The organism is Methylobacterium sp. J-092 (genome assembly GCF_022829325.1).
In the GTDB taxonomy this organism is placed as follows: Bacteria; Pseudomonadota; Alphaproteobacteria; order Rhizobiales; family Beijerinckiaceae; genus Methylobacterium.
In genome coordinates, this window is the sequence record NZ_JAKSXU010000070.1 from 1 (window position 1) to 21,054 (window position 21,054).

The 21,054-nt window shown below is 71.0% G+C and carries 23 protein-coding genes; 11 read left to right on the plus strand and 12 right to left on the minus strand.

Annotated elements, in window-relative coordinates; all coding sequences use genetic code 11:
* Both MKK60_RS07345 and MKK60_RS07350 read right to left on the minus strand, forming a co-directional pair.
* Positions 1-787: efflux RND transporter permease subunit (locus MKK60_RS07345; RefSeq protein ID WP_243984749.1), on the minus strand; the 787-nt coding region annotated here is incomplete at its 3' end.
* A gap of 10 nt (positions 788-797) precedes the next feature.
* Positions 798-2,009, minus strand: coding sequence for an efflux RND transporter periplasmic adaptor subunit (locus tag MKK60_RS07350; protein ID WP_243984752.1), 1,212 nt, complete (start codon positions 2,007-2,009; stop codon positions 798-800).
* A gap of 192 nt (positions 2,010-2,201) precedes the next feature.
* Between MKK60_RS07350 and MKK60_RS07355 the strand changes: the two genes are divergently transcribed.
* Positions 2,202-2,384: a hypothetical protein gene (locus MKK60_RS07355; RefSeq protein WP_147841615.1), complete on the plus strand. Its 183-nt coding sequence runs from the start codon at positions 2,202-2,204 to the stop codon at positions 2,382-2,384.
* An 89-nt stretch (positions 2,385-2,473) separates the two neighbouring features.
* Here MKK60_RS07355 and MKK60_RS07360 read toward each other — a convergent pair whose 3' ends face one another.
* Both MKK60_RS07360 and MKK60_RS07365 read right to left on the minus strand, forming a co-directional pair.
* Positions 2,474-3,706, minus strand: coding sequence for an NAD(P)/FAD-dependent oxidoreductase (locus MKK60_RS07360; RefSeq protein ID WP_243984754.1), 1,233 nt, complete (start codon positions 3,704-3,706; stop codon positions 2,474-2,476).
* Positions 3,703-4,665, minus strand: a complete 963-nt coding sequence (locus MKK60_RS07365; protein ID WP_147727027.1) for a LysR family transcriptional regulator — start codon at positions 4,663-4,665, stop codon at positions 3,703-3,705. Before MKK60_RS07365 ends, MKK60_RS07360 begins: the two co-directional genes overlap by 4 nt.
* A 188-nt stretch (positions 4,666-4,853) precedes the next feature.
* Here MKK60_RS07365 and MKK60_RS07370 point away from each other — a divergent pair, with 188 nt between their 5' ends.
* The 4 genes from MKK60_RS07370 (at position 4,854) to MKK60_RS07385 (ending at position 8,345) form a co-directional block, all read left to right on the plus strand.
* A complete protein-coding gene (locus tag MKK60_RS07370) occupies positions 4,854-5,912 on the plus strand; it encodes a class 1 fructose-bisphosphatase (protein ID WP_243984756.1) in 1,059 nt (352 codons plus the stop codon).
* Positions 5,913-5,936: 24 nt separating this feature from the next.
* Complete coding sequence (locus MKK60_RS07375) at positions 5,937-6,797, plus strand: phosphoribulokinase (protein ID WP_243984759.1); 861 nt, start codon at positions 5,937-5,939, stop codon at positions 6,795-6,797.
* Between the two features lie 107 nt (positions 6,798-6,904).
* A complete protein-coding gene (gene rpe, locus MKK60_RS07380; protein ID WP_147727024.1) occupies positions 6,905-7,591 on the plus strand; it encodes a ribulose-phosphate 3-epimerase in 687 nt (228 codons plus the stop codon).
* 10 nt (positions 7,592-7,601) lie between these two features.
* Positions 7,602-8,345: an HAD-IA family hydrolase gene (locus tag MKK60_RS07385; protein ID WP_147727023.1), complete on the plus strand. Its 744-nt coding sequence runs from the start codon at positions 7,602-7,604 to the stop codon at positions 8,343-8,345.
* 4 nt (positions 8,346-8,349) lie between these two features.
* Here the strand turns inward: MKK60_RS07385 and MKK60_RS07390 are convergent, their stop codons facing one another.
* Positions 8,350-9,405: an SDR family oxidoreductase gene (locus MKK60_RS07390; RefSeq protein WP_243984761.1), complete on the minus strand. Its 1,056-nt coding sequence runs from the start codon at positions 9,403-9,405 to the stop codon at positions 8,350-8,352.
* A gap of 202 nt (positions 9,406-9,607) precedes the next feature.
* On the opposite strand from MKK60_RS07390, the gene MKK60_RS07395 reads away from it, so the two are divergent.
* Positions 9,608-10,354, plus strand: a complete 747-nt coding sequence (locus MKK60_RS07395; RefSeq protein WP_147727021.1) for a YebC/PmpR family DNA-binding transcriptional regulator — start codon at positions 9,608-9,610, stop codon at positions 10,352-10,354.
* A 24-nt stretch (positions 10,355-10,378) separates the two neighbouring features.
* On the opposite strand, the gene MKK60_RS07400 is transcribed toward MKK60_RS07395, so the two are convergent.
* Entirely contained in the window at positions 10,379-10,669 is a 291-nt protein-coding gene (locus MKK60_RS07400; protein WP_243984763.1) for a hypothetical protein, read from the minus strand.
* A gap of 178 nt (positions 10,670-10,847) precedes the next feature.
* Between MKK60_RS07400 and ruvC the strand changes: the two genes are divergently transcribed.
* Positions 10,848-11,411: a crossover junction endodeoxyribonuclease RuvC gene (ruvC, locus tag MKK60_RS07405; protein ID WP_147841608.1), complete on the plus strand. Its 564-nt coding sequence runs from the start codon at positions 10,848-10,850 to the stop codon at positions 11,409-11,411.
* 6 nt (positions 11,412-11,417) lie between these two features.
* On the opposite strand, the gene MKK60_RS07410 is transcribed toward ruvC, so the two are convergent.
* Complete coding sequence (locus tag MKK60_RS07410; RefSeq protein WP_243984766.1) at positions 11,418-12,044, minus strand: YceI family protein; 627 nt, start codon at positions 12,042-12,044, stop codon at positions 11,418-11,420.
* A 176-nt stretch (positions 12,045-12,220) separates the two neighbouring features.
* Between MKK60_RS07410 and ruvA the strand changes: the two genes are divergently transcribed.
* The 3 genes from ruvA (at position 12,221) to bfr (ending at position 13,893) form a co-directional block, all read left to right on the plus strand.
* Positions 12,221-12,838 carry a Holliday junction branch migration protein RuvA gene (ruvA, locus tag MKK60_RS07415; protein ID WP_147841607.1) on the plus strand — a complete coding sequence of 206 codons (618 nt, stop codon included), beginning with the start codon at positions 12,221-12,223 and terminating at the stop codon, positions 12,836-12,838.
* A gap of 230 nt (positions 12,839-13,068) precedes the next feature.
* The gene (locus MKK60_RS07420; protein WP_147841606.1) at positions 13,069-13,347 is read left to right on the plus strand and encodes a bacterioferritin-associated ferredoxin; all 279 of its coding nucleotides are present in this window, start codon (positions 13,069-13,071) and stop codon (positions 13,345-13,347) included.
* 48 nt (positions 13,348-13,395) lie between these two features.
* Positions 13,396-13,893 (plus strand): bacterioferritin, encoded by a 498-nt coding sequence (gene bfr / locus MKK60_RS07425; RefSeq protein ID WP_147727192.1) that lies wholly within the window; start codon positions 13,396-13,398, stop codon positions 13,891-13,893.
* Between the two features lie 46 nt (positions 13,894-13,939).
* On the opposite strand, the gene MKK60_RS07430 is transcribed toward bfr, so the two are convergent.
* Positions 13,940-14,569 carry a pyridoxamine 5'-phosphate oxidase family protein gene (locus MKK60_RS07430; protein ID WP_279604016.1) on the minus strand — a complete coding sequence of 210 codons (630 nt, stop codon included), beginning with the start codon at positions 14,567-14,569 and terminating at the stop codon, positions 13,940-13,942.
* Positions 14,570-14,824: 255 nt separating this feature from the next.
* On the opposite strand from MKK60_RS07430, the gene MKK60_RS07435 reads away from it, so the two are divergent.
* Positions 14,825-15,817, plus strand: a complete 993-nt coding sequence (locus MKK60_RS07435) for an NAD(P)H-dependent flavin oxidoreductase (protein WP_243984768.1) — start codon at positions 14,825-14,827, stop codon at positions 15,815-15,817.
* On the opposite strand, the gene MKK60_RS07440 is transcribed toward MKK60_RS07435, so the two are convergent.
* The 4 genes from MKK60_RS07440 to aroB all read right to left on the minus strand — a co-directional run bounded on the left by MKK60_RS07440 (position 15,802) and on the right by aroB (position 21,050).
* Complete coding sequence (locus MKK60_RS07440) at positions 15,802-17,001, minus strand: sensor domain-containing diguanylate cyclase (RefSeq protein WP_243984771.1); 1,200 nt, start codon at positions 16,999-17,001, stop codon at positions 15,802-15,804. The two genes, MKK60_RS07435 and MKK60_RS07440, sit on opposite strands and share 16 nt — an antisense overlap.
* A gap of 177 nt (positions 17,002-17,178) precedes the next feature.
* The gene (locus tag MKK60_RS07445; RefSeq protein ID WP_147841603.1) at positions 17,179-18,477 is read right to left on the minus strand and encodes an HlyC/CorC family transporter; all 1,299 of its coding nucleotides are present in this window, start codon (positions 18,475-18,477) and stop codon (positions 17,179-17,181) included.
* 113 nt (positions 18,478-18,590) lie between these two features.
* Positions 18,591-19,850: a glycosyltransferase family 87 protein gene (locus MKK60_RS07450; protein WP_243984773.1), complete on the minus strand. Its 1,260-nt coding sequence runs from the start codon at positions 19,848-19,850 to the stop codon at positions 18,591-18,593.
* Positions 19,851-19,931: 81 nt separating this feature from the next.
* A complete protein-coding gene (aroB, locus tag MKK60_RS07455; RefSeq protein ID WP_243984775.1) occupies positions 19,932-21,050 on the minus strand; it encodes a 3-dehydroquinate synthase in 1,119 nt (372 codons plus the stop codon).
* Positions 21,051-21,054: the final 4 nt, after the last annotated feature.

Consider the following 21,054-nt stretch of genomic DNA (forward strand, 5'->3'; position numbering starts at 1 on the left):
GCGTGGCGAGCTCGTCGAGCCGCACCTTGCGGTTGCCGGAGACGACGATCGATGTGGCGCCGAGCGTGTCGAGGGTCGCCGAGGCCGCGAGCGTGCGGATCGACTGCTCCTGGCCGCCGACCTCGCCGCGTCCGCCGGCCATGTCGGCCGAGGTCAGGCGCAGCTGCCGGTTGACGTCGGCCGCGGTGATGCCGAGCGCGAGCAGCCGGTCGGGCTTCAAGGTGACGCGGACCTCGCGGGCGACGCCGCCGAGGCGCTCGACGCCGCCGACGCCGCGCACGCCCTGGATCGACCGGGCGACCACGTCGTCGACGAACCACGACAGGTCCTCCGGCGTCATCGCGGGCGCGGACGCGCCGTAGACCATGATCGGCAGGCCGGCGATCTCGACGCGGTTGATGATCGGCTCGTCGATGGTCCGTGGCAGGTTCAGGCGGATCTTCGAGACCGCATCCTTCACGTCGTTGACGGCCCGATCGGTGTTCACCTCGAGCCGGAACTCGATGGTGGTGACCGACGAGCCCTCGGTGATGGTCGAGAGGATGTGCTTGACGCCCTTCACGCCCGCCACCGAATCCTCGACCCACTTCGTGACCTGGGTCTGAAGCTCGGAGGGCGCCGCGCCCGACTGGGTGATCGTCACCGAGACGATCGGGATGTCGATGTTGGGAAAGCGCGTGATCGGCAGGGAGCGGAAGCTGACGAAGCCCAGCAGCATCAGGACGAGGAACAGGACGATCGACGGCAGCGGCCGGCGGATCGACCAGGCGGAGATGTTGAGGCGCATGACGTCGCCCCTAGCGCGCGGTCGCGTCGGCGAGCGGCGTCAGGGTCTCCGGCGGCACGGGCCGCACCCGGTCGCCGTCGCGCAGGAAGCTTCCGGCGCGCGCGACGACGGTTTCGCCGGCGGCAAGCCCGCTGCGAACCTCGGAGAACCCCGCGGCGGAGAGGCCGGGCACGACCTTGCGCGCCTCGACCCGCTCGTCCTTCACCACGAGGACCCCGGCGTTGCCGTCGGCCGCGAACAGGAGGCTGGAGACCGGAACCGCGACGCCGGTTCGCCGCGCCACCTCGACGGTGCCGCGGCCGAAGGCGCCGATGCGGAGCGCGGGATCGTCGCCGAGCGCGATGCGGACCTTGCCCAGCCGCGTGGTGCGGTCGACCTCCGGGTAGACCCGGCGGACCTTGCCGACGATCTTGCGCCCGTCCTCCAGGTCGAGCTGGGCCGGATCGCCGATCTTGATCCGCGGCAGCCAGGTCTCCGGCACCTCGCCTTCCAGCTCGATCTCGCCGCGCGCGATCAGGCGGAACAGCGGCTCGCCGGCCGCGGTCGCGGTTCCGCCGACGCGGGCGGTGCGGCGGTTCACGATCCCGGCTTCCGGCGCGCGGATCGCGGCGCGGGCGCGCTTGAGCGCGATCTCGGCACCCGAGGCCTTGGCGGTGGCAAGATCGGCCTCTGAGGCCTGCAGGCCGCCGCGGGCCGAGGCGAGCCTGCCGTCCGCGCCCTGTGCCGCGGAGACGCGCTGCTCGAGGATCGCGGCGGTGGCGTTCCCGGTCTTGATCAGGGCCTGGGCGCGCTCCAACGACAGCCGCGCCTCGGTCTGGGCCGCCTCCGACTGCACGATCTGGCTCTTGGCCTGCACGATCGCGGCTTCGGCCCGGGCGACCGCCGCCGCGTTCGCGGCTTCCTGGGTCGCGATCATCTCGGTGGAGAGTTTCACGAGCACCTGGCCGGCGGCGACCCGGTCGCCCTCCTCCGCCAGCAGCTCGATGATGCGGAAGCCCTCGATCTCCGGCGACACCAGGATCTCGTCGCGGGGCACCAGCGTGCCGGTGATGACCGCCCGCTCGACGATCTCCCGCGTCTGGGCCGGCACGACGCTGATCGCCGGCGCGATGGATTGCGGCTCGGGCACCGCCGCCGTCTCGACCGCGCCGGCGGACGATGCGCCCGCGCAGAAGGCCGCCGCGAAGCCGGCGACACGCAGGGCGGCAACGAAGGATCGCATCACGGCAGTGGTCTCGTTGGCGGCCGCGGGCTCGCCTGAGCCTGCCCTGTCGCACCGCAGCCCGGCGTTTTGAAGGCACGCGCCGACGCCCCGGGGAGCGTAGACGACGGCCTGGAAATAGGCGACCGAATACCTGCAACCGCGCCGCATTGAGGACGTTAAGCTTTCAACATCCCATGCGACGGGGCTCCCATGAGCATCTTCCAGATTCGTCAGACCAAGAACGGCATCGTCCTGTGGACCGGCTCGGCCGACGACGAGGCGACCGCCCTCGACGCGATGGCGCGCGAGGCCGGCTACCGCGACTTCCTCGCGCTGCCGGAATCGGTCCGCAGCAACGGCCTCGAAGCCGCGAAGCTCGACCTGATCTCCTAAGGGCGATCGCCCGGCCCGGGCGGGCCGGGCTCATCTCATCCGACGACAATCGACCCCGTTCGGCCCCGGCCGTGCGGGGTCGATGCGTTTTACGCCACCGCGAACGCCTTGAGGTCGAAGGCGGGGTCGGCGGCCTGCTCCGGCGTCGGCGTCCGTCCGGCGCCGAGGATGCGACGGGCCATCATGTGGTCGCCCGCGCGGTTGATCGACTCGACCGCGACCAGGCGCGCCGCGCGGTAGCGGAACACCGAGAACGCCTCGCCGGCACCCCGCCGGACCGACAGGTCCGACGGCCCCGAGAGGCCGGCGATCTGCAGCTTGTAGCGACCCTGGTCGCTCCAGAACCACGGCAGCGCCGCGTAGGCTGCCGGCCGGCCGGCGAGGCGGGCCGCGAGGCACCGCCCCTGGTCGATCGCGTTCTGCACCGATTCGATCCGCACGGTGCCGTCCGCGGACAATCCCGTCGCGAAGGCGCTGGGATGGCGCGTACAGTCGCCGATCGCCGAGATCGCCGGGTCGTCGGTGGCGAGAAACGCGTCGACCCGGATGCCGTCCGCGACGGACAGGCCGGCCTCGGCCGCGAGCTCCTGGTTCGGCAGCACGCCGATCCCGACCACGACGAGGTCGGCCGGCAGCTCGCGATCGTCCGACAGGCGGACGGCGCCGGCGCGGCCGCCCTCCCCCGCGATCGATGCGACGCCGGCACCGAAGGCGAAGCGGACGCCGAGCCCCTCGTGCGCGCCGCGGAAGAAAGCGCCGGTCTCGGTCGAGACCGCCCGCGCCATCGGGCGGTCGGCGGCCTCGATCACCGTCACGTCGAGGCCGCGCGCGGCGGCGACGGCCGCGAACTCGAGGCCGATGAAGCCGGCGCCGACCACGACGATCCGCCGCGCGATCTCCAAGGCCGCGCGCAGGGCGTCCGCGTCGGCGAGGTCGCGCAGCTGGCGCACGCCGGCAAGGTCGGCGCCGGTCACCGGCAGCGGGCGGTTGCGCGCGCCGGTGGCGAGAACGAGGTGATCGTACGGGAGGACGGTCCCGTCGCCGAGCCGCAGCGCCCTGGCCGCCCGGTCGATCGCGACGGCCCGGGTCTGCGAACGGACCGCGATGCGGTGCTCGGCGAAGAAGGCGTCCGGGCGAAGGTGCAGCCCCCCGGCGTCGGTCTTGCCGGCGAGATAGGTCTTCGACAACGGGGGCCGCTGATACGGCAGGCCCGGCTCGTCGGCGACGATGGTGACGGGATCGGCGAACCCGGCCTCGCGCAGCGACGCGGCGACCTGGAACCCCGCCTGCCCGCCCCCGACGACGACGAGGCCGGCGCTCACGCCCTGCCCCCGGCGGCGATCGCTGCGACCGTCTCCTGGCCGAGCACCTCGACCCCCGGCAACCAGCGGGCGCCGTCCTGCATCAGGTATTCCCAGAACGCGGCGGCCGCCGGACCCAGGACCTTGTCGGCCCGGCGGACCGCGTACCAGTCGCGACGGATCGGCAGGCCCTGGACGTCGAGCAGAACCAGACGGCCGGCCTCGACCTCGGCGGAGACCGTGTGCGCGGAGAGCAGCGCGATTCCGAGCCCGGCCATCACCGCCTGCTTGATCGTCTCGTTCGAGCCGGAATCGATCCCAAGCTTCGCCCGCTTGATGATGATCCCGTTCATGAATTCCTCGAACACCGTGCGGGTGCCCGATCCGTCCTCGCGCACGAGGTAGGCTTCCTCGGCGATGTCGGCCTTGGTCAGCCCGCGGCGGCCCGCCAGGGGGTGGTTGGGATCGGCGATCAACACCAGGGGGTGCGGCCCGAAGATCTCGGCCTCGATCGCGAAGTCGCGCGGCGGCCGCCCCATGATCGCGAAGTCGATCTCGTAGTTGCGCAGCGCCTCGACCGTGTTGCCGCGGTTGCGCACCGACAGGTTGATCTCGACGCCGGCATGCGCCTTCACGAAGCCGGCGATCACCTGCGGCGCGAAGTACTTCGCGGTCGAGACCACGCCGAGCGTCACCCGGCCGCCGGCGCCGCCCTTGAGGATGCGGAGCTTGTCGGCGCAGGTCTCCAGCACGGTGTTGATGCTGTCGATCGCCCAGAGCATCTCGCGGCCCGCATCGGTCGGCTTCAACCCGGTCGGCGTCCGGTCGAACAGCAGCAGGCCCGCCTCCTCCTCCAGCTGGCGGATGCGGGCATAGAGGGCGGCCGAGGTGACGTTGAGCTCCTGGGCGGCCCGCGTCATGGTGCCGAGACGTGCCACCGCCGCGACGGCCTGAAGTTGCTTGAGGGACAGGTTGCGCATGCGCTGTTTTTAGTTTTTTTGTAATCGGCCGCAAGAAGTTTTAGATTTCTTGCCCACAGGCGGCGTCGGTCCCTGGTGAAGGGCGACCCGCGTGCGGTATCCTGCCGGCTTTCGGGCAGGTAAGGCGTGCGGCAGGCGCCGTCGCACGCATGACGGCGCGGCAGGATCTCGGGCGGAAAGGCAAGCGGATGTCGACAGGTTCACCGGCACTCGGATCGCGGCTCGATGCATGCCTCGCCGAGGCTGTCGCGGCGGAGCCGCACTTGGCCGACACCGCCGCCGTGATCGCAGCGATCGCGGCGGCCTCCATCGACATCAGCGAGGTCATCGGGCGCGGAGCGCTCGGGGGCGACCTCGCGGCGGCCGGCGAGCACAACAGCGACGGCGACGTGCAGAAGGCGCTCGACGTGATCGCCCACCAGCGCGTCACGGAAGCCCTCCAAGGCGCGCCCGTCGCCGAGGTCGCCTCCGAGGAGGCCGAGGGCGTGATGCACCTCAACGCCGGGGCGCCGCTCGCGGTCGCGATCGACCCGCTCGACGGCTCGTCGAACATCGGCGTGAACATGGCGGTGGGCACCATCTTCGGCATCCGCCCGGCCCTGACCGCCGAGGGCGACCCGATCGCCTCCTTCACCACGCCCGGCACGGCGCAGACGGCGGCCGGCTTCGTCACCTACGGGCCGGCCACGGCGCTGATCCTGACGCTGGGCCACGGCACCCAGGTCTACGTGCTCGACCGTGCCGAGCGCGCCTTCCGCCTGACCCATGCCGCGCTCGAGGTGCCGGCGGCCGCCAAGGAATACGCGATCAACGCCTCGAACGCCCGGCATTGGGACGGCCCGATCAAGGCCTACATCGAGGATTGCCTGCGCGGCGCCGAGGGCCCGCACGACAAGGACTACAACATGCGCTGGCTCGGCTCTCTGGTGGCCGACGCGCAGCGCGTGCTGATGCGCGGCGGCGTGTTCCTGTACCCCGGCGACGGGCGCAAGGGCTACGCGCAAGGACGCCTGCGCCTGCTGTACGAGGCTGCCCCGATCGCCATGCTGATGGAGCAGGCCGGCGCCGGCGCCACCGACGGCGAGCGCCGCATCCTCGACATCGCCGCCGCCGGCATCCACGAGCGCGTGCCGCTGGTCTTCGGCTCGGTCGAGGAGGTCGCCAGCGTCGCCAAGTACTACGACGGGCGCAACCACGCCGCCGGGCGCTCCCCCCTGTTCGGGCAGCGCGGGCTGATGCGCTCGTGACCTCGGGACACGCCCGGTAGCAGCATGTCGGCGCGGCATCCGATCATCTCGGTCACCGGTTCCTCGGGGGCCGGCACGACCTCGGTGCGCAACACCTTCGAGCAGATCTTCCGGCGCGAGGACGTGTCGGCGGTCTACATCGAGGGCGACGGCTTCCATGCCTTCGACCGCGAGACGATGCACGCGATGATGGCGGCGGAGCCGACGCTCTCGCACTTCGCGCCGCGCGCCAACCTCCTGCCGGAGCTCGAGGAGGTGTTCCGCACCTACGGCGAGTCCGGGCGGGGCCGGACCCGGCACTACGTCCACGACGTCGAGGACGCCGCGCGCTACGGGCGGCCGCAGGGCAGCTTCACCGAGTGGGAGGATTTCGCGACCGGCTCCGACCTGCTGTTCTACGAGGGCCTGCACGGCTGCGTCGTCGACCAGACCCTGGACCTCGCGCGCTACCCCGACCTGAAGATCGGCGTCGTGCCGGTGATCAACCTCGAATGGATCCAGAAGCTGCACCGGGACCGGTCGTTCCGGGGCTATTCGACCGATGCGGTCACCGACGTGATCCTGCGGCGGATGCCGGATTACGTGCAGACCATCTGCCCGCAATTCTCCTGGACCGACATCAACTTCCAGCGGGTGCCCACGGTCGACACCTCGAACCCGTTCATCGCCCGCTGGATCCCGACGGCCGACGAATCGATGGTGGTGATCCGCTTCAAGGACCCCAAGGGCATCGACTTCTCGTACCTTCGCTCGATGCTCGAGGGCAGCTTCATGAGCCGGGCCAACTCGATCGTCATCCCCGGCGGCAAGCTCGACCTCGCGATGCAGCTCATCCTCACGCCGATCATCATGCAACTCGTCGAGCGCAAGCGCCGGCTCGCCTGACCGCACGGGTCGTCGCGGGCAATAAGTCCGGCTGTTTTGGCCGGGCTTCCCCACCCCTCATCAGCCCGCGCGAGGGCGTGTCGGCCCCGCGTCTCGGAACCTGCCGCATGCCAAAGGCCATCATCGCCCCCTCGATCCTGTCGGCCGACTTCGCACGGCTGGCGGAGGAGACCCGCGCCGTGGACGCGGCCGGCGCCGACTGGATCCATCTCGACGTGATGGACGGGCATTTCGTGCCCAACATCACCTTCGGGCCGCCGGTGGTGAAGGCCTTGCGCCCGCACACGAAGAAGTTCTTCGACGTGCACCTGATGATCGCGCCGGCCGACCCCTACCTCGCGGCCTTCGCGGACGCCGGCGCCGACGGCATCACCGTCCACGTCGAGGCCGGGCCGCACAGCCATCGCTCGCTCCAGACCATCCGAAGCTTGGGCAAGCGCACCGGCATTGCGCTCAACCCGGGAACGCCCGCCGCGATGGTCGAGCCGCTGCTCGACCTCGCCGACATGGTGCTGGTGATGACGGTGAACCCGGGCTTCGGCGGCCAGAGCTTCCTCGGAAGCGCGCTGGAGACGGTGGCGCGGGTGAAGGCGATGATCGCGGGCCGCGCCATCGATATCCAGGTCGACGGCGGCGTCGACGCCGAGACGGTCGGCCGTGCGACGGCCGCCGGCGCCAACGTGTTCGTCGCCGGCAACGCGGTGTTCAAGGACGGCCCCGACCGCTACGCCGAGCGGATCGCCGCGATCCGCGCCGGCGCCGAGGCGGCGCGCGGCCGGGCGATCCGATGCTGATGGCGACCTCATGCTGAAGGCGCTGATCTTCGACGTCGACGGGACGCTGGCCGAGACCGAGGACCTGCATCGCCAGGCCTTCAATCACGCCTTCTCCGAGCTCGGCCTGCCCTGGCACTGGGACCCGGCGTGCTACGCCGACCTGCTGACGGTGATGGGCGGGAAGGAGCGGCTCGCCCACTACGTCGCGACCCGCCACGGCGATGCCGCGGGCCTGCGAGCGCGCATGCCGGAGATCCACACCCGCAAGACCGCGATCTACGGCGGCCTCGTCGCGGAGGGCGCGCTCGCGCTCCGCCCAGGCGTCGCGAGGCTGATCGCCGAGGCGCGGGCGGGCGACGTCCGGCTCGCGATCGCGACGACCACCACCCGCGCCAACGTGGACACGCTCCTTGCCGTCAACTTTCCGGCCGGCGACCGCCCCTTCGACGTGATCGCCTCGGGCGACGAGGCCGCCCGCAAGAAGCCGGCCTCGGACATCTTCGATCTCGCGGTGCAACGCCTCGGCATCGCGCCGTCGGAGGCGATCGCGTTCGAGGATTCCGCCGCCGGCATCCGCTCGGCGCTCGATGCCGGCCTGCCGGTGCTGGCGACCCGCAGCCGCTACACCGAGAGCCACCGCCTCGACGGCGCGTTCTCGGCGGTGTCGGATCTCGGCGAGCCGGGGCATCCGCACCGGCACGTCTTCGGGTTCGCGTGGGCGGACGGGGTGGTGACGCTCGCGGGCCTGAGGGAGTGGCACGCGAGCGCCTGACCCGTCAGTCGCGACGGGCGAGCCGGCGACCGGCCAACTGCCGGCGCGCATCGTGCCGTCCCTGCGCTTCCGTCGCGAACAGCGTCGTCCCCGCGACGAGGCCCAGTGCCGCGGCAAGCCCGAGCTTCAGCCATTTCGGGTCGGCGCCGGCGACGTGGCCGACGGCGCGGTCGTCGAAACGGCCATGGGCGCCGGGATCGGTGTCCACCGGCTCGTAGAGGTTGTCGGCTCGGTGCTTGTTGGCGCGCACGCTGGTCATCTCCCCGCGATATCCGTGACGGGCGAGATACCCGTCGATCCAGCCCGGGATCACCATGTTGCCGACGATCGCCTTCCAGGCCGACGTCCCGATCCAAAGCTCGCGCGGCGCCGCCTGCGCGGCCGCGTAGACGTGGCGGGCGATCGCCTCGGGCTGGTAGATCGGCGGCACCGGCTCGAGCTTGCGCGGCAGCACCGAGCGGGCCCAATCGAATTGCGGCGTGTTCACCGCAGGCAGCTGCACCATCGTCAGCCGCACCTTGCTGCCGTCGTGCAGCAGTTCGCTGCGCAGCGAGTCGACGAAACCGCGCACCGCCGCCTTGGCCGCGCAATAGGTCGCCTGCAGGGGGATCGAGCGGTAGGCCAGGGCCGAGCCGATATGGACGATGGTGCCGGAATCCTTGGGCACCATGTGCTCGAGCGCCGCGAGCGTGCCGTGGACCTGGCCGAGATAGGTCACCTCGGTGACGCGACGGAACTCCTCGGCGGAGGTCTGCTGGACGGGCGCGTAGACCGTCACCATCGCGTTGTTGACCCAGACGTCGATGCCGCCGAACGCCGCGACGACCTCGGCGGCCACCTGGCTCACCGCGTCCGCGTCGGCGACGTCGGCCGCGAACGCCATCGGGCGTCCGCCGGCCCGCACCACGTCCTCGATCGTCCCGTGCAGGCCGGCCTCGCCCCGGGCGATCAGGCCGACGTTCCATCCATGCCGGGCGAACTCGCAGGCGACCGCCCGGCCGACGCCGGCGCTGGCGCCCGTGACCACGACCGTCCGTTTCCGCTCAACCTGTTTTCGCATTCTGTCCTCGTCGGCGCGCCGGTTGGCCGCGGTTCGTGAACGCCCGTCGCCGCCGATCTTTCCGTCGTCGGCCGATCGCGTTCCCGTGTGCCGCCCGCGTTGCCTCCCCGCGCCGCACGCGCGTATAAACCGCGGCATCCCCGCCCGGCGGCGTCGAGGGCGCGAGCCCTCCGCCGCCAAGACCCAAAGAACGCGCGACGCCATGGCCGGCCATTCCCAGTTCAAGAACATCATGCACCGCAAGGGCCGGGTGGACGCCGTCCGCTCGAAGCTCTTCGGGAAGCTCGCCCGCGAGATCACGGTGGCGGCCAAGCTCGGCCTGCCCGATCCGGCGATGAACGCGCGCCTGCGCGCCGCGATCATCGCGGCCCGCGCCGAGAACGTGCCCAAGGACAACATCGAGCGGGCGATCAAGAAGGCGGCCGGTGCCGACGGGGAGACCTACGAGGAGATCCGCTACGAAGGCTACGGCCCGGGCGGCGCCGCGCTGATCGTCGAGGCGCAGACCGACAACCGCAACCGCACGGCCTCCGACGTGCGCTCGGCCTTCACCAAGTCCGGCGGGAGCCTCGCCGAGACCGGCGCCGTCGCGTTCATGTTCGACCGTGTCGGGGTGGTCGGCTTCGCGGCCTCGGTCGCCGACGCCGACACGATGCTGGAGGCGGCGATCGAGGCCGGCGCCGACGACGTGCGCTCCGACGAATCCGGCCACGAGATCACCTGCGCGCAGGACTCCTTCGGCGAGGTCACCAAGGCCCTGGAGGCGCGCTTCGGCGAGCCGACCCGCACCGGCCTCGTCTGGAAGGCGCAGAACACGATCGACGTCGACGACGAGACCGGCGAGAAGCTGATCCGCCTCGTCGAGGTGATCGAGGACCAGGACGACGTGCAGAACGTCTACGTCAACTTCGCCCTGTCCGACGCGCTGGTGGCCAAGCTCGAGGCCTAGGGCGCGACACGCGGGGCGCGGGCGTCAGCGGGGCGAGGCCGCCCCGCTGCGGTCGCAGCGGTAGGGCGCGACCCCGATCGCCGGGTCCTGCAGCACGCGGCCGCCCGAGGCCGCGCAGCGGACCTGGAAGGAATCGTGCGGCCCCCAGAAGCTCCAGATCGTGAACATCGGCAGCACCATCATCAGGCAGACGCTGCCGATGACCATGCCCGCCGCCCAGGCGTTGCCGCGCAGCGGTTTCGGCGGCTCCGGCCGCATCGGCGGCATCGGCGCGAGGAAGGCCAGGGTCGGCACCAGCCAATCGAGGGTGTTCATCCGCCAGCCCGCCCGCAGTTTCGGCCCGCATCGTGGCGCGCCGCGAAGCCGACGGTAGTTCGATCGCCTCAGTTTCGAAAGTCGGTCAGCCGCGACCGTTTGGCGAAACCCTTCGTTCACGCTATGTGCTCAGACAGAGCCGGTACGGCGTTCCGGCCGTGCGGCCAAGGTCCGGTTCATGACGCCCATCCGCATCCTCGGCATCGATCCGGGCCTGCGCCGCACCGGCTGGGGCGTCGTGACGGTGACGGGGGCGAAGCTCGCCTACGTCGATTGCGGCGTCGTCACCTCGGACGGCGACCTGCCGCTGGCGCTGCGCCTGCGCGAATTGCACGAGGGCATCACCCGGGTCGTGCGGGACTTCTCGCCCGACGAGGTTTCGGTCGAGGAGACCTTCGTCAACAAGGACGCGCAGGCGACGCTCAAGCTCGGGCACGCCCGCGCCATCGCCCTGCTGGTGCCGGCGCTCGCCGGCGTGCCGGTGTTCGAGTACGCGGCGAACCTGATTAAGAAGTCGGTCTGCGGCTCGGGGCATGCCGAGAAGGCGCAGATCCAGGCGATGGTGCGCTTCCTGCTGCCGAAGGCCGAGTTCAAGCTGGCGGATGCGGCCGATGCGCTCGCCATCGCCATCACCCACGTCAACCATCGCGGCGCCCATGCGCTCAAGCGCGCCAACCCGCCGCCCGGCGCGGCCGGGCCGGGCGCCGCGCGGATCGCGGCGGCGTTGGCCAAGCTCGGCTGAGGCCGATCAGTTCAACGCCTTGAACTCGCCTTCGAGGCGCAGGACGACCTCGTCGCCGAGCATCGGCAGGTAGGCGTCGATGCCGAAGTCCGACCGCTTCAGCACGGCGCGGCCGTCGAAGCCGACGGTGTAGGCCTTGTCGACGGGATGGATGCCGGCCTGGTTGAAGGTCGCGTCGAAGGCGACCGGCTTGGTGACGCCGCGCAGCGTCAGGTCGCCGGTGACGCGCGCCGTGGTCGGGCTCGTCGCCTCGACCGCGGTTGCGGCGAAGGTCGCGCTCGGGAACTTCGCGGTGTCGAAGAAGTCGGGCGCCTTGAGATGCGCGTCGAGCTTCGGGTTCACGCCGGTGATGCTGTCGGTGCCGATCGTGACCTTGAGCCGGATCTTGGTCGCGTCCTTGGGGTCGAGGGTCGCGTCGCCGGTGACGTCGGTGATCTGCCCGTAATAGGTCGAGAAGCCGAGATGGCTCAGCGACCAGGTGATCTTGGCGTGGTCGGGATCGAGGCGGTATGCGCCCGGCCGGACCTGCGTCGGGTCGGCGCTGGAGGCAGTCGCGGTGTCGGCGGCCCGCGCCGGCGAGAGGGCGAGCGTCTGGGCGAGTGCCAGGGCGAGGAGAAGCAAGGGTCCGCGCATCGGGATCGCCTGGGTTGTAACCGACCGTTTCCCTGCCCTGATCCCACGAAGCTCGGCCGCTCTCAAGACTGGCCTGCAGAAAGACTCGCCACGCTTCGCCGGATGGCGGGGATGCGCGGCATTCTGTAGGCAGCGGACGGCACGCTGGACGCGGCAGCGCGAATGATCGGGATCTCATGATCGGTAAGCTCAAGGGCGTGGTCGATTCCTACGGCGGGGATTTCGTCCTGCTCGACGTCCAGGGAGTCGGGTACGAGGTGCATTGCTCGGCGCGCACGCTTCAGCGCCTGCCGAAGCCCGGCGAGCCGGCCGTCCTTTCGATCGAGACGCATGTCCGCGAGGACATGATCCGCCTCTACGGCTTCCGCTCGGATGCCGAGCGCGAGTGGTTCCGCCTGCTCCAGACCGTGCAGGGCGTCGGCTCCAAGGTCGCCCTCGGGCTGCTCTCGGTGCTGGAGCCGCCTCAGCTCGCCTCGGCGATCGCCATGGGCGACAAGACCGCCGTCGCGCGTGCGCCCGGCGTCGGCCCGCGGCTGGCCGCCCGGCTGGTGGCCGAACTCAAGGACAAGGCGCCGGCCTTCGCGCCGATCGATCCGGCGCTCATCGCCTTGTCGGGCGCGGTCGAGAACCGCTCCGCGCCCCAGCCCGTCGCCGACGCGATCTCGGCGCTGGTCAACCTCGGCTACGCCCAGCTCCAGGCCTCGGCCGCGGTCGCCGCTGCCTTGAAGGCTGGCGGCGAGGACGCCGAGGCGAAGGTTCTCATCCGGCTCGCGCTGAAGGAGCTGGCGCAATAGGGAGCCGCGAAACGCGACGACGCGATCCGATCGTGCGCTCGTGATCGCCGGAGCCTTGACCCATACGGTGCCGGATGGCATGTGGCGTTCGCTAACACGTTGAAAAAGCTTAGTTTTCAAGAGTTCTAAACTGGCGACGGTCGAGGACCGGGACGACGCACGGCGAGCGCTCTCGAACGATTCGAGGGCGTCGAAGGAAACGAGCCTCCAGCCATCGGATTTTGGATCGTATGATCGTCTGTTCCTGCAACGTCCTCTCGGATGGCGCCGTGCGCGGGTGTCTCGGCCCGGGTCCTGGCTGCCCGCGCACGCCGGCCCAGGTCTACGCCTGCCTCGGCTGCAGCCCGAAATGCGGGCGTTGCGCCCGCACGATCCGCTCGATCATGCAGAACGCCCTCGCCGCCGCGGCGCTCGAGGCGGGACAGGACGCCCATGCCTGCGCGACGGGTTGCGCAACCGGCTGCAGTTTGGGAAAGGTCCAGCCTGCAGAGGAGGGGATCGCCGCCTGAGGCGTAGCCCGGCTTTTCCCTCGCACGGCCAAGGGGAGAACGGGTTTCATGAAGGGCGACATCAAGGTCATTGAGTATCTCAACCGCGGCTTGCGCAGCGAGCTGACCGCGGTGAGCCAGTACTGGCTCCACTTCCGGATGCTCAACGACTGGGGCTACATCGACCTCGCCAAGTTCTGGCGCAAGGAATCGATCGAGGAGATGAACCACGCGGACCGGTTCGTCGACCGGATCCTGTTCCTCGACGGCTTCCCCAACCTCCAGGAGCTCGATCCCCTGCGGATCGGCCAGAACGTCGAGGAGATCATCGCCTGCGATCTCGCCGCCGAGTGCGAGGCCCGCGCGCTCTACCTCGAAGCCGCCAAGTACTGCGATTCGATCAACGACCGGGTGTCGAAGCGCCTGTTCGAGGATCTGGCCGAGGACGAGGAAGGCCACATCGACTTCCTCGAGACCCAGCAGGAACTGATCCGCCAGATCGGCCTGCCGCTCTACGCCCAGCGCCACGTCGGCGGCCTGGAGCCGATCGCCCCCGAAGCCGAATGAACGGGAGGCGGGATCGCCGGGGACCTCCGGCGATCCCGCGCGATGCTCAGTAGAGCCGGGTGCGGTAGGCCTCCTCGGTCGAGCGCTCGGCATCGGCGACGCTCACGGTGCCGGTCTGCTCGGCGAGGATGCGCCCGAGGCTCGGGAAGCTCTTGCGCTCGACCTGCGCCTCCGGCGACCACAGCTTGGCCCGCATCAGCGCCTTGGCGCAGTGGAAGAACACCTCCTCCACCGCGACGCGCAGACCCGTGACCGGGACCTTGCCCTGGGCGACCAGGGGCGCGAGCATCTCGGCCGACGTGACCAGCGCCGCGCGCCCGTTCACCCGCAGCGTCTCGTCGATGCCCGGCACGAAGAAGATCAGCCCGACCCCGGGATTGCCGAGCACGTTGCCGAAGCTGTCGACGCGGTTGTTGCCGCGGCGGTCCGGGATCAGCAACGTCGCATCGTCGAGGATCCGGACGAAGCCGGGAGCGTCGCCGCGCGGGCTCGCGTCGGCCCGCCCTTCCGCGTCCATCGAGGCGAGCACGAGGAAGGGCGAGAGCGCGATGAAATCGCGCGCGAAGTGATCGAGCCGCGGGAGCACCTTGTGCTCGGCCATCGGCCTGATCGCGCCGACATGCGTGCGCAACGCCTCGGGAACGCCGAGAATCGTGTCGTCGATCGTCCCGCTCAAGCGGCATCCTCCGAGTTCGGGCCGTCGCGGCCCTCTGACATGGCCTCGAGCCGGCCGGCACGCGCGAACGCCGCGCGAGACCGGCCCGGCTCCGACCGAGCCTGCACCTCGGCCCCGGGCTGCACAACCCGCGCCACGGCCTGTCGACGGCCGACGCCAGTGTCCGTCGATGTCGTCGGCAAACCTGCATCGGAGCCTTGACGGCGCGACCGCCCGGCCCTTGATCCTCGCCGCGACGATCGAGAGGCAGGGCGAATGACCGAATCCGCATCGAACGAACGCCTGCCCCCGGCGTTGCGCGGCACGCTGGCCCTGCCGGTGATCGCCGCGCCGCTGTTCATCGTGTCGGGGCCCGACCTCGTGATCGCCCAGTGCCTGTCGGGCATCGTCGGGTCGTTTCCAGCGCTGAATGCCCGGCCGGCCGAACGCCTCGACACCTGGCTGTCGCTCATCACCGGCACGCTCGCCGCGGCGCGGGCGGCCGAGCCGACGCGGCGGATCGCGCCGTTCGCGGTCAACCAGATCGTCCACGCCTCGAACGACCGGCTGGCCCGGGACGTCGCCGCCTGCGTCGCCCACGCGGTCCCGATCGTCATCACCTCGCTCAGGGCGCCCGACCCCGTGGTGCGGCCGATCCACGGTTACGGCGGCGTGGTGTTCCACGACGTCACCACCGTCCGGCACGCGGAGAAGGCGCTGGAGGCCGGCGTCGACGGGCTGATCCTGGTCTGCGCCGGCGCGGGCGGGCATGCCGGCACGCTGAGCCCGTTCGCCCTGCTCGGCGAGGTGCGGCGCTTCTACGACGGGCCGATCATCCTGTCGGGGGCGATCACCACCGGCAGCGCGATCCTCGCCGCGCAGGCGATGGGCGCCGACCTCGCCTACATGGGCACGCGCTTCATCGCGACGGCGGAGGCCAACGCCGCCGAAGGCTACAAGGCGATGATCGCGGAAAGCGCGGCCGCCGACATCCTCTACACCCCGTTCTTCACCGGCGTGCCCGGAAACTACCTGAGCCCCAGCATCCGCGCCGCCGGGCTCGATCCCGAGAGCCTGCCGGATGTCGACAAGAGCGCGATGAACTTCGGCAGCAGCCGGGCGAAGCCGTGGCGCGACGTGTGGGGTGCCGGCCAGGGCGTCGGGACCATCGCGGACGCGCCGCCCGTGGCGGACGTGGTCGCACGGCTCGCGCGCGAATACGCGGCTGCCCGCGCACGCCTGGGGGCCGCAGCCTACTCGGCTGCCTGAGGCCAAGGCAGTCGCCGGTTTCGGGCGGCCTGCACATCCGGACCGTCCGCCTCGGCCAGTTCCGTCCGGCTGCGGCCGTTGCGCTTGGCGCGGTAGAGCGCGAGGTCGGCCCGGCGCATCAGGTCGTCGAAACGCTCATGTCCCGGCGTGCTCACCGCCACGCCGATGCTGCAGCTGACCTCGAGGTGCGGCAGCGTCGGCAGGCGCAGGGCGGCGAAGGCGCGGCCGAAGCGGACCGCCTCGCGCCGGGCGGCCTCCGGGGTCTGGACCGGGATCAAGCACGCGAACTCCTCGCCACCGAGCCGGCCGAACGCGCGATCGCCCGGCAGCAAGGCCCGCCCCAGGGCGCAGAAACCGACCAACACCCCGTCGCCGACCGCGTGGCCGTAGGTGTCGTTCACACGCTTGAAGTGATCGAGGTCGAACAGCAGCAGCGCGCTCGGCGAGGGCCGCGCCAGCATCGCCTCGGCCTCCAGCACGAAGGCGCGGCGGTTGGCGATGCCGGTCAGCGGATCGACCGATGCGGCGAGCCGCTGTGCCCGCTCGGCCCGCTCCTTGGTCAGCGCCATGAACGTGAAGGCGAGGGCGATCGTGAACAGCATCGCGGCAAAGCACAGGATCGCGACCCAGCGCGATTGCAGGGCGTCGGGGCTGGTCGGCAGGGGGGCGAGGAAGGCTGCGGGGATCCGGACCGCGTAGCAGATCCCGTAGATGCACAGCAGGATCATCGCGGGGTAGCGCGAGACCAGCCGCTCCGCCCGGCCGCGCCAGATCTCGTACGCGCTCGCCGTGCAAAAGACGGTGGCGATCGACGAGGCGAGGACGACCCGCGCCGCGATCGAGCCGTAGAAGGCCGGGACGAGGCAGGCCGCCGCGAAGGCGCCGCCGCTCAGGATCGCGATCGACAGGCGCAGGCTCCGCCCCTCGAAGGCCCGCACGCCGCTCCAGATCAGACCGTAGGCGGCGATCATCATCGCGTTGGCGACGCCGATGGAGAGCCAGTCGGGGATCGTGCCGCGCAGGGCCAGCCCGCCGGAGGCGATCGCGCCCACGAGGTGCGCGACGCCCCAGATCGCCAGAGCGTGCGTCCGACGTGCCTGAACCCACGACAGCACGAAGAGCACGCCCACGAGGAACGTGAGGACGAAGGTCACCAGCAAGAGGGTCGCGATGTCGAGACGCATGGTCCGCTTGACGTCTCCCGACGATCACTCCGATGGCCGAGACCACACCTGTGATACGGCACCCGAGACTGAGCACAACATCAGACTAGAGCATAAACAACATCTAAACGCCTGTTTCGGGCCTGGCTACTACCAAAACTCCGTAACATAGGTTATCGAGATGACGGGCCAAATCCTTCATCCGTCGCCACGCTTGCTCCCCGTCGGCTCCAGCGGCGTGATCCGCAGGGTCGTGATGCGATTCTTTGCCTTGCGCAGGACCTGGAAGCGGAAGCCGTGGAAGTTGAAGGCGGTTCCCTGGTCGGGGATGGCGCGCGCCTCGTGGATGACGAGCCCGGCGATGGTGGTCGCCTCCTCGTCCGGCAGGTTCCAGTCCATCGCCCGGTTGAGGTCGCGGATCGGCACGCCGCCGTCGGCGTTGACCGAGCCGTCGCCCTGCGGCCGCACGCCCGAGACGGTGACGTCGTGCTCGTCGGCGATGTCGCCGACGATCTCCTCGAGGATGTCCTCCAGGGTGATGAGGCCCATCACCTCGCCGTACTCGTCGACGACGAGGGCGAAGTGGGTCTTCTTCGAGAGGAAGGCCTTGAGCTGGTCGCGCAGGCTGGTGGTGTCCGGCACGAACCAGGTCTCGAGCGCCAGCGCCTCGACCTTGAGGCCGGACGCGTCGCCGCCGGCCGCGTCGAGGGCCCGGAGCAGGTCCTTGGCATGCAGCACGCCGACGACGTTCTCCGTGGTGCCGCGCCACAGCGGCATCCGTGTGTAGGGCGAGGCCAGCACCTCGCGCACGATCTCCTCGGAGGGCAGGTCGGCGTTGATGATCCGCATCTTGGTGCGGTGGACCATCACCTCGGAGACCGAGAGGTCGTTGAGGTCGAGCAGGCCGCCGAGCATGTCGCGCTCGGCCTTGGCCACCCCGCCCTCGCGGTGCAGCAGCGCGACCTGCCCGCGGATCTCCTCGGTCGGTGACAGGATCGACTGGTGGTCGCCGATCGTGACGCCGAACGGGCGCAGCATCAGCCGCACCAGGCTCTCGATCGCGAGCGCCGCCGGGCCCATCACCGCGACCGCGAAGGCGACGGGGCGGGCCATCATCAGGGCCGCCTTGTCGGGCTTCGAGATGGCGAGCGTCTTCGGCAGCACCTCGGCGAAGACGATCACCAGCACTGACATGCCGACGGTGGCGTAGATGACGCCGCTCTTGCCGAAGACCGCGGTCAGCACGCTCGTCATAAAGGCGGAGGCGCCGATCGCGACGATGTTGTAGCCGATCAGCATCGCGCCGATGAAGCGCTCGCGGATCGCCAGGATGCGGTTGACGATGCCCGCCCGCGCATCCCCCGCCTCCTCCAGGGAATGCATCCGCGCGCGGGACGCGGCGGTGAAGGCTGTCTCCGCGCCCGCGAAGAAGGCCGAGAGCAGCAGCGAGATCACGACGATGCTCGCGGCCAGCCAGAGGTCGGTGTGGGTTTCCATCGCGTCGGGTTTTCGAGCTCATGCCGTCGCGGCAGGCTCGGGATCGAGGCGCGACGGCGACATCCCTCATAGGGGATTCGGCGCCGGATTGCCCTATCGCCGGGCGCGCAGGGTCAGGATTTGGCCGGCACCGCCGGTCCCAGGCGCGGCACGGGGCGCGGCAGCGCCCGCGCGGCGATGCAGGCGAGCGTCGCGAGGCCGAGGAGGAAGCCGAAGGGGAGGCTCGTCGCCGCCATCGCCGGGCGCAGCAGCGCGACGAAGGGGGCGGCGAGCATCAACGCCCGCTCACGGTCGTGCAGGCCGCCGGCGCGGTGGGCGGCGATCGCGAGGAGGATCGTCGCCGGAACCAGAGGGACGAGGTCGTAGACCGGCACGTAGGGCGAGACCATCGGAGCCGCGGCGAGCAGCGTCGCGGCGCGCAGGCCGAGGTCGCCGTTGCCGGCCCAGACCCGCCAGGCGACCGCGAGCGCCGCGAGGCTCGCGCCGATCTGCAGCGTCCAGGCCGCCGCGAACGAGCCGCCGGCCAGCCGGACCGCGCCGAAGGCGCTGGCGTTGAGATCGAGGCCGGCGCCGGCCTCCTGCAGGATGATCCGGTTGGTCTCCGACAGGCTCGCGACGAAGGCCTGCCAGGGCGCGAGCCCGAACAGGACGACCGAGGCGAGGCACAGGGCCAGCGCCGTGGCGAGGCAGGCGGCGAGCGCCTGTCGGCGGCCCGTCATGAGCAGCAGGAACGGCGCCAGCGCTGCGAGTTGCGGCTTGTAGGCGACGAGCCCGAAGCAGAGACCGGCGAGCCAGGGCCGCCGGTCGACCAGCATCGCTCCGAGCGTCAGCAATCCAGCGGTGACGAGGCCGTTCTGGCCGTAGGCGAGATTGCAGAGCACCAGCGGGTGCGCGAGCCCGATCAGCACTGCGTCGCGCCACCCGGTCGCACGGTGGAGCGCAGCGGCGAAGATCGCGAGCGAGAGGGTGATCCAGACGCGGAAGGCCCCTTGCGGGCTCAGCAACGCGAGGGGGGACGCCGCCAGAAGGAACACCGGCGGGTAATGCCACGCGAACCGGCATTCCGGCCCGAAGGCCGCAGCGAGGTTCTGAAGGTGCACCGGCAGGTCGTAGGCCTCCGTCGCGCGTCCGCCCAGCGCCGTCCGGCCGACCACCCAGACCTGGGCGAGATCGCTGCCCATCACGTCGCCGAGCCAGTTGTGGCGCGGATCGGGACCGGTGCCGAAGGCGAGGTAGGCCAGCGCCAGGATCGTCGGAACCAGGAACGCGGCGGCCAGGCGCGCGAAACGGAGCAGGCCGGCATCGTCGGCGAGACGTTCCCGCAGGCTGGCCGCGAAGCGCTCCGACGCGCTGACACCCTGCGACGCGCCCATGGTCCGACCCGAATCCTGGCCGAGCGCCAGCGCGGCGACGATAGGGCCGCGAGGTTCCGCCGCGGTTAATGCGGGTCGGGCTCAGCCGGCCCGCAGCTCGTCCTGCAGGAAGGCGCGCACCGCGTCCCGCTCGATTCCCGGCGCGATAAAGCTCCGGCCGATGCCGCGGGCGAGGATAAAGGTCAGCGCGCCGTCCTTCACCTTCTTGTCCTGCGCCATCGCGTCGAGCAGCGCGTCGGCGTCGCCGCAGCCGCCGGGCACGGCCTGGAGGGTGGTCGGAAGGCCGGCGAGCGCGAGGTGGTTGGCGACGCGGCCCGCATCCTGGCCCGCGCACAGGCCGAGACGGGCCGAGAAGCGGAACGCCAGCGCCAGCCCGATCGCGACGCCCTCGCCGTGGACGAGGCGGGCCGACTCGTAGCCGGTGAGGCGTTCCAGCGCGTGGCCGAAGGTGTGGCCGAGATTCAAGAGGGCGCGCTCGCCGTCCTCGCGCTCGTCGCGGACGACGACGCCGGCCTTGGCGCAGCAGCAGATCGCCACCGCCTCGTCGCGCTCCGGCCCGCCGGAGAAGATCCCGCGCCAATGGGCCTCGCACCAGTCGAAGAAGCCGGCATCGCCGATCAGCCCGTACTTGGCGACCTCGGCGTAGCCCGCCCGCATCTCGCGCTCCGAGAGCGTGTCGAGGGTCGCGGTGTCGGCGAGCACGAGGCGAGGCTGGTGGAAGGCGCCGATCAGGTTCTTGCCGAGCGGCGAATTGATCCCGGTCTTGCCGCCGACCGAGGAATCGACCTGGGCGAGCAGGCTCGTCGGCACCTGCACGAAGCGCACGCCGCGCCGCAAGGTCGCCGCGGCGAAGCCCGCGAGATCGCCGACGACGCCGCCGCCGAGGGCGACCACGAGGTCGCCGCGCTCGACCTTGTGGGCGAGCAGGCCGTCGCAGACCGACGCGTAGGTCGCGTAGGATTTCGAGGCCTCGCCCGGCGCCACCGCGACGAGTGCGGAGCGCAGGCCCGCTTCCTCCAGGCTCTTCCGCAGGGCGTCGCCGTAGAGCGCCGCGACGGTCTCGTCGCTGACGATCACCGCCGCCTTGCCGCCCAGCGCCGCCACGCGCGCGCCGGCGCCGGCGATGAGGCCGCGCCCGATCAGGATGTCGTAGTCGCGGCCCTGGTCGAGGGGGACGTGGACGGCGAGGGTCTCGGTCATGACA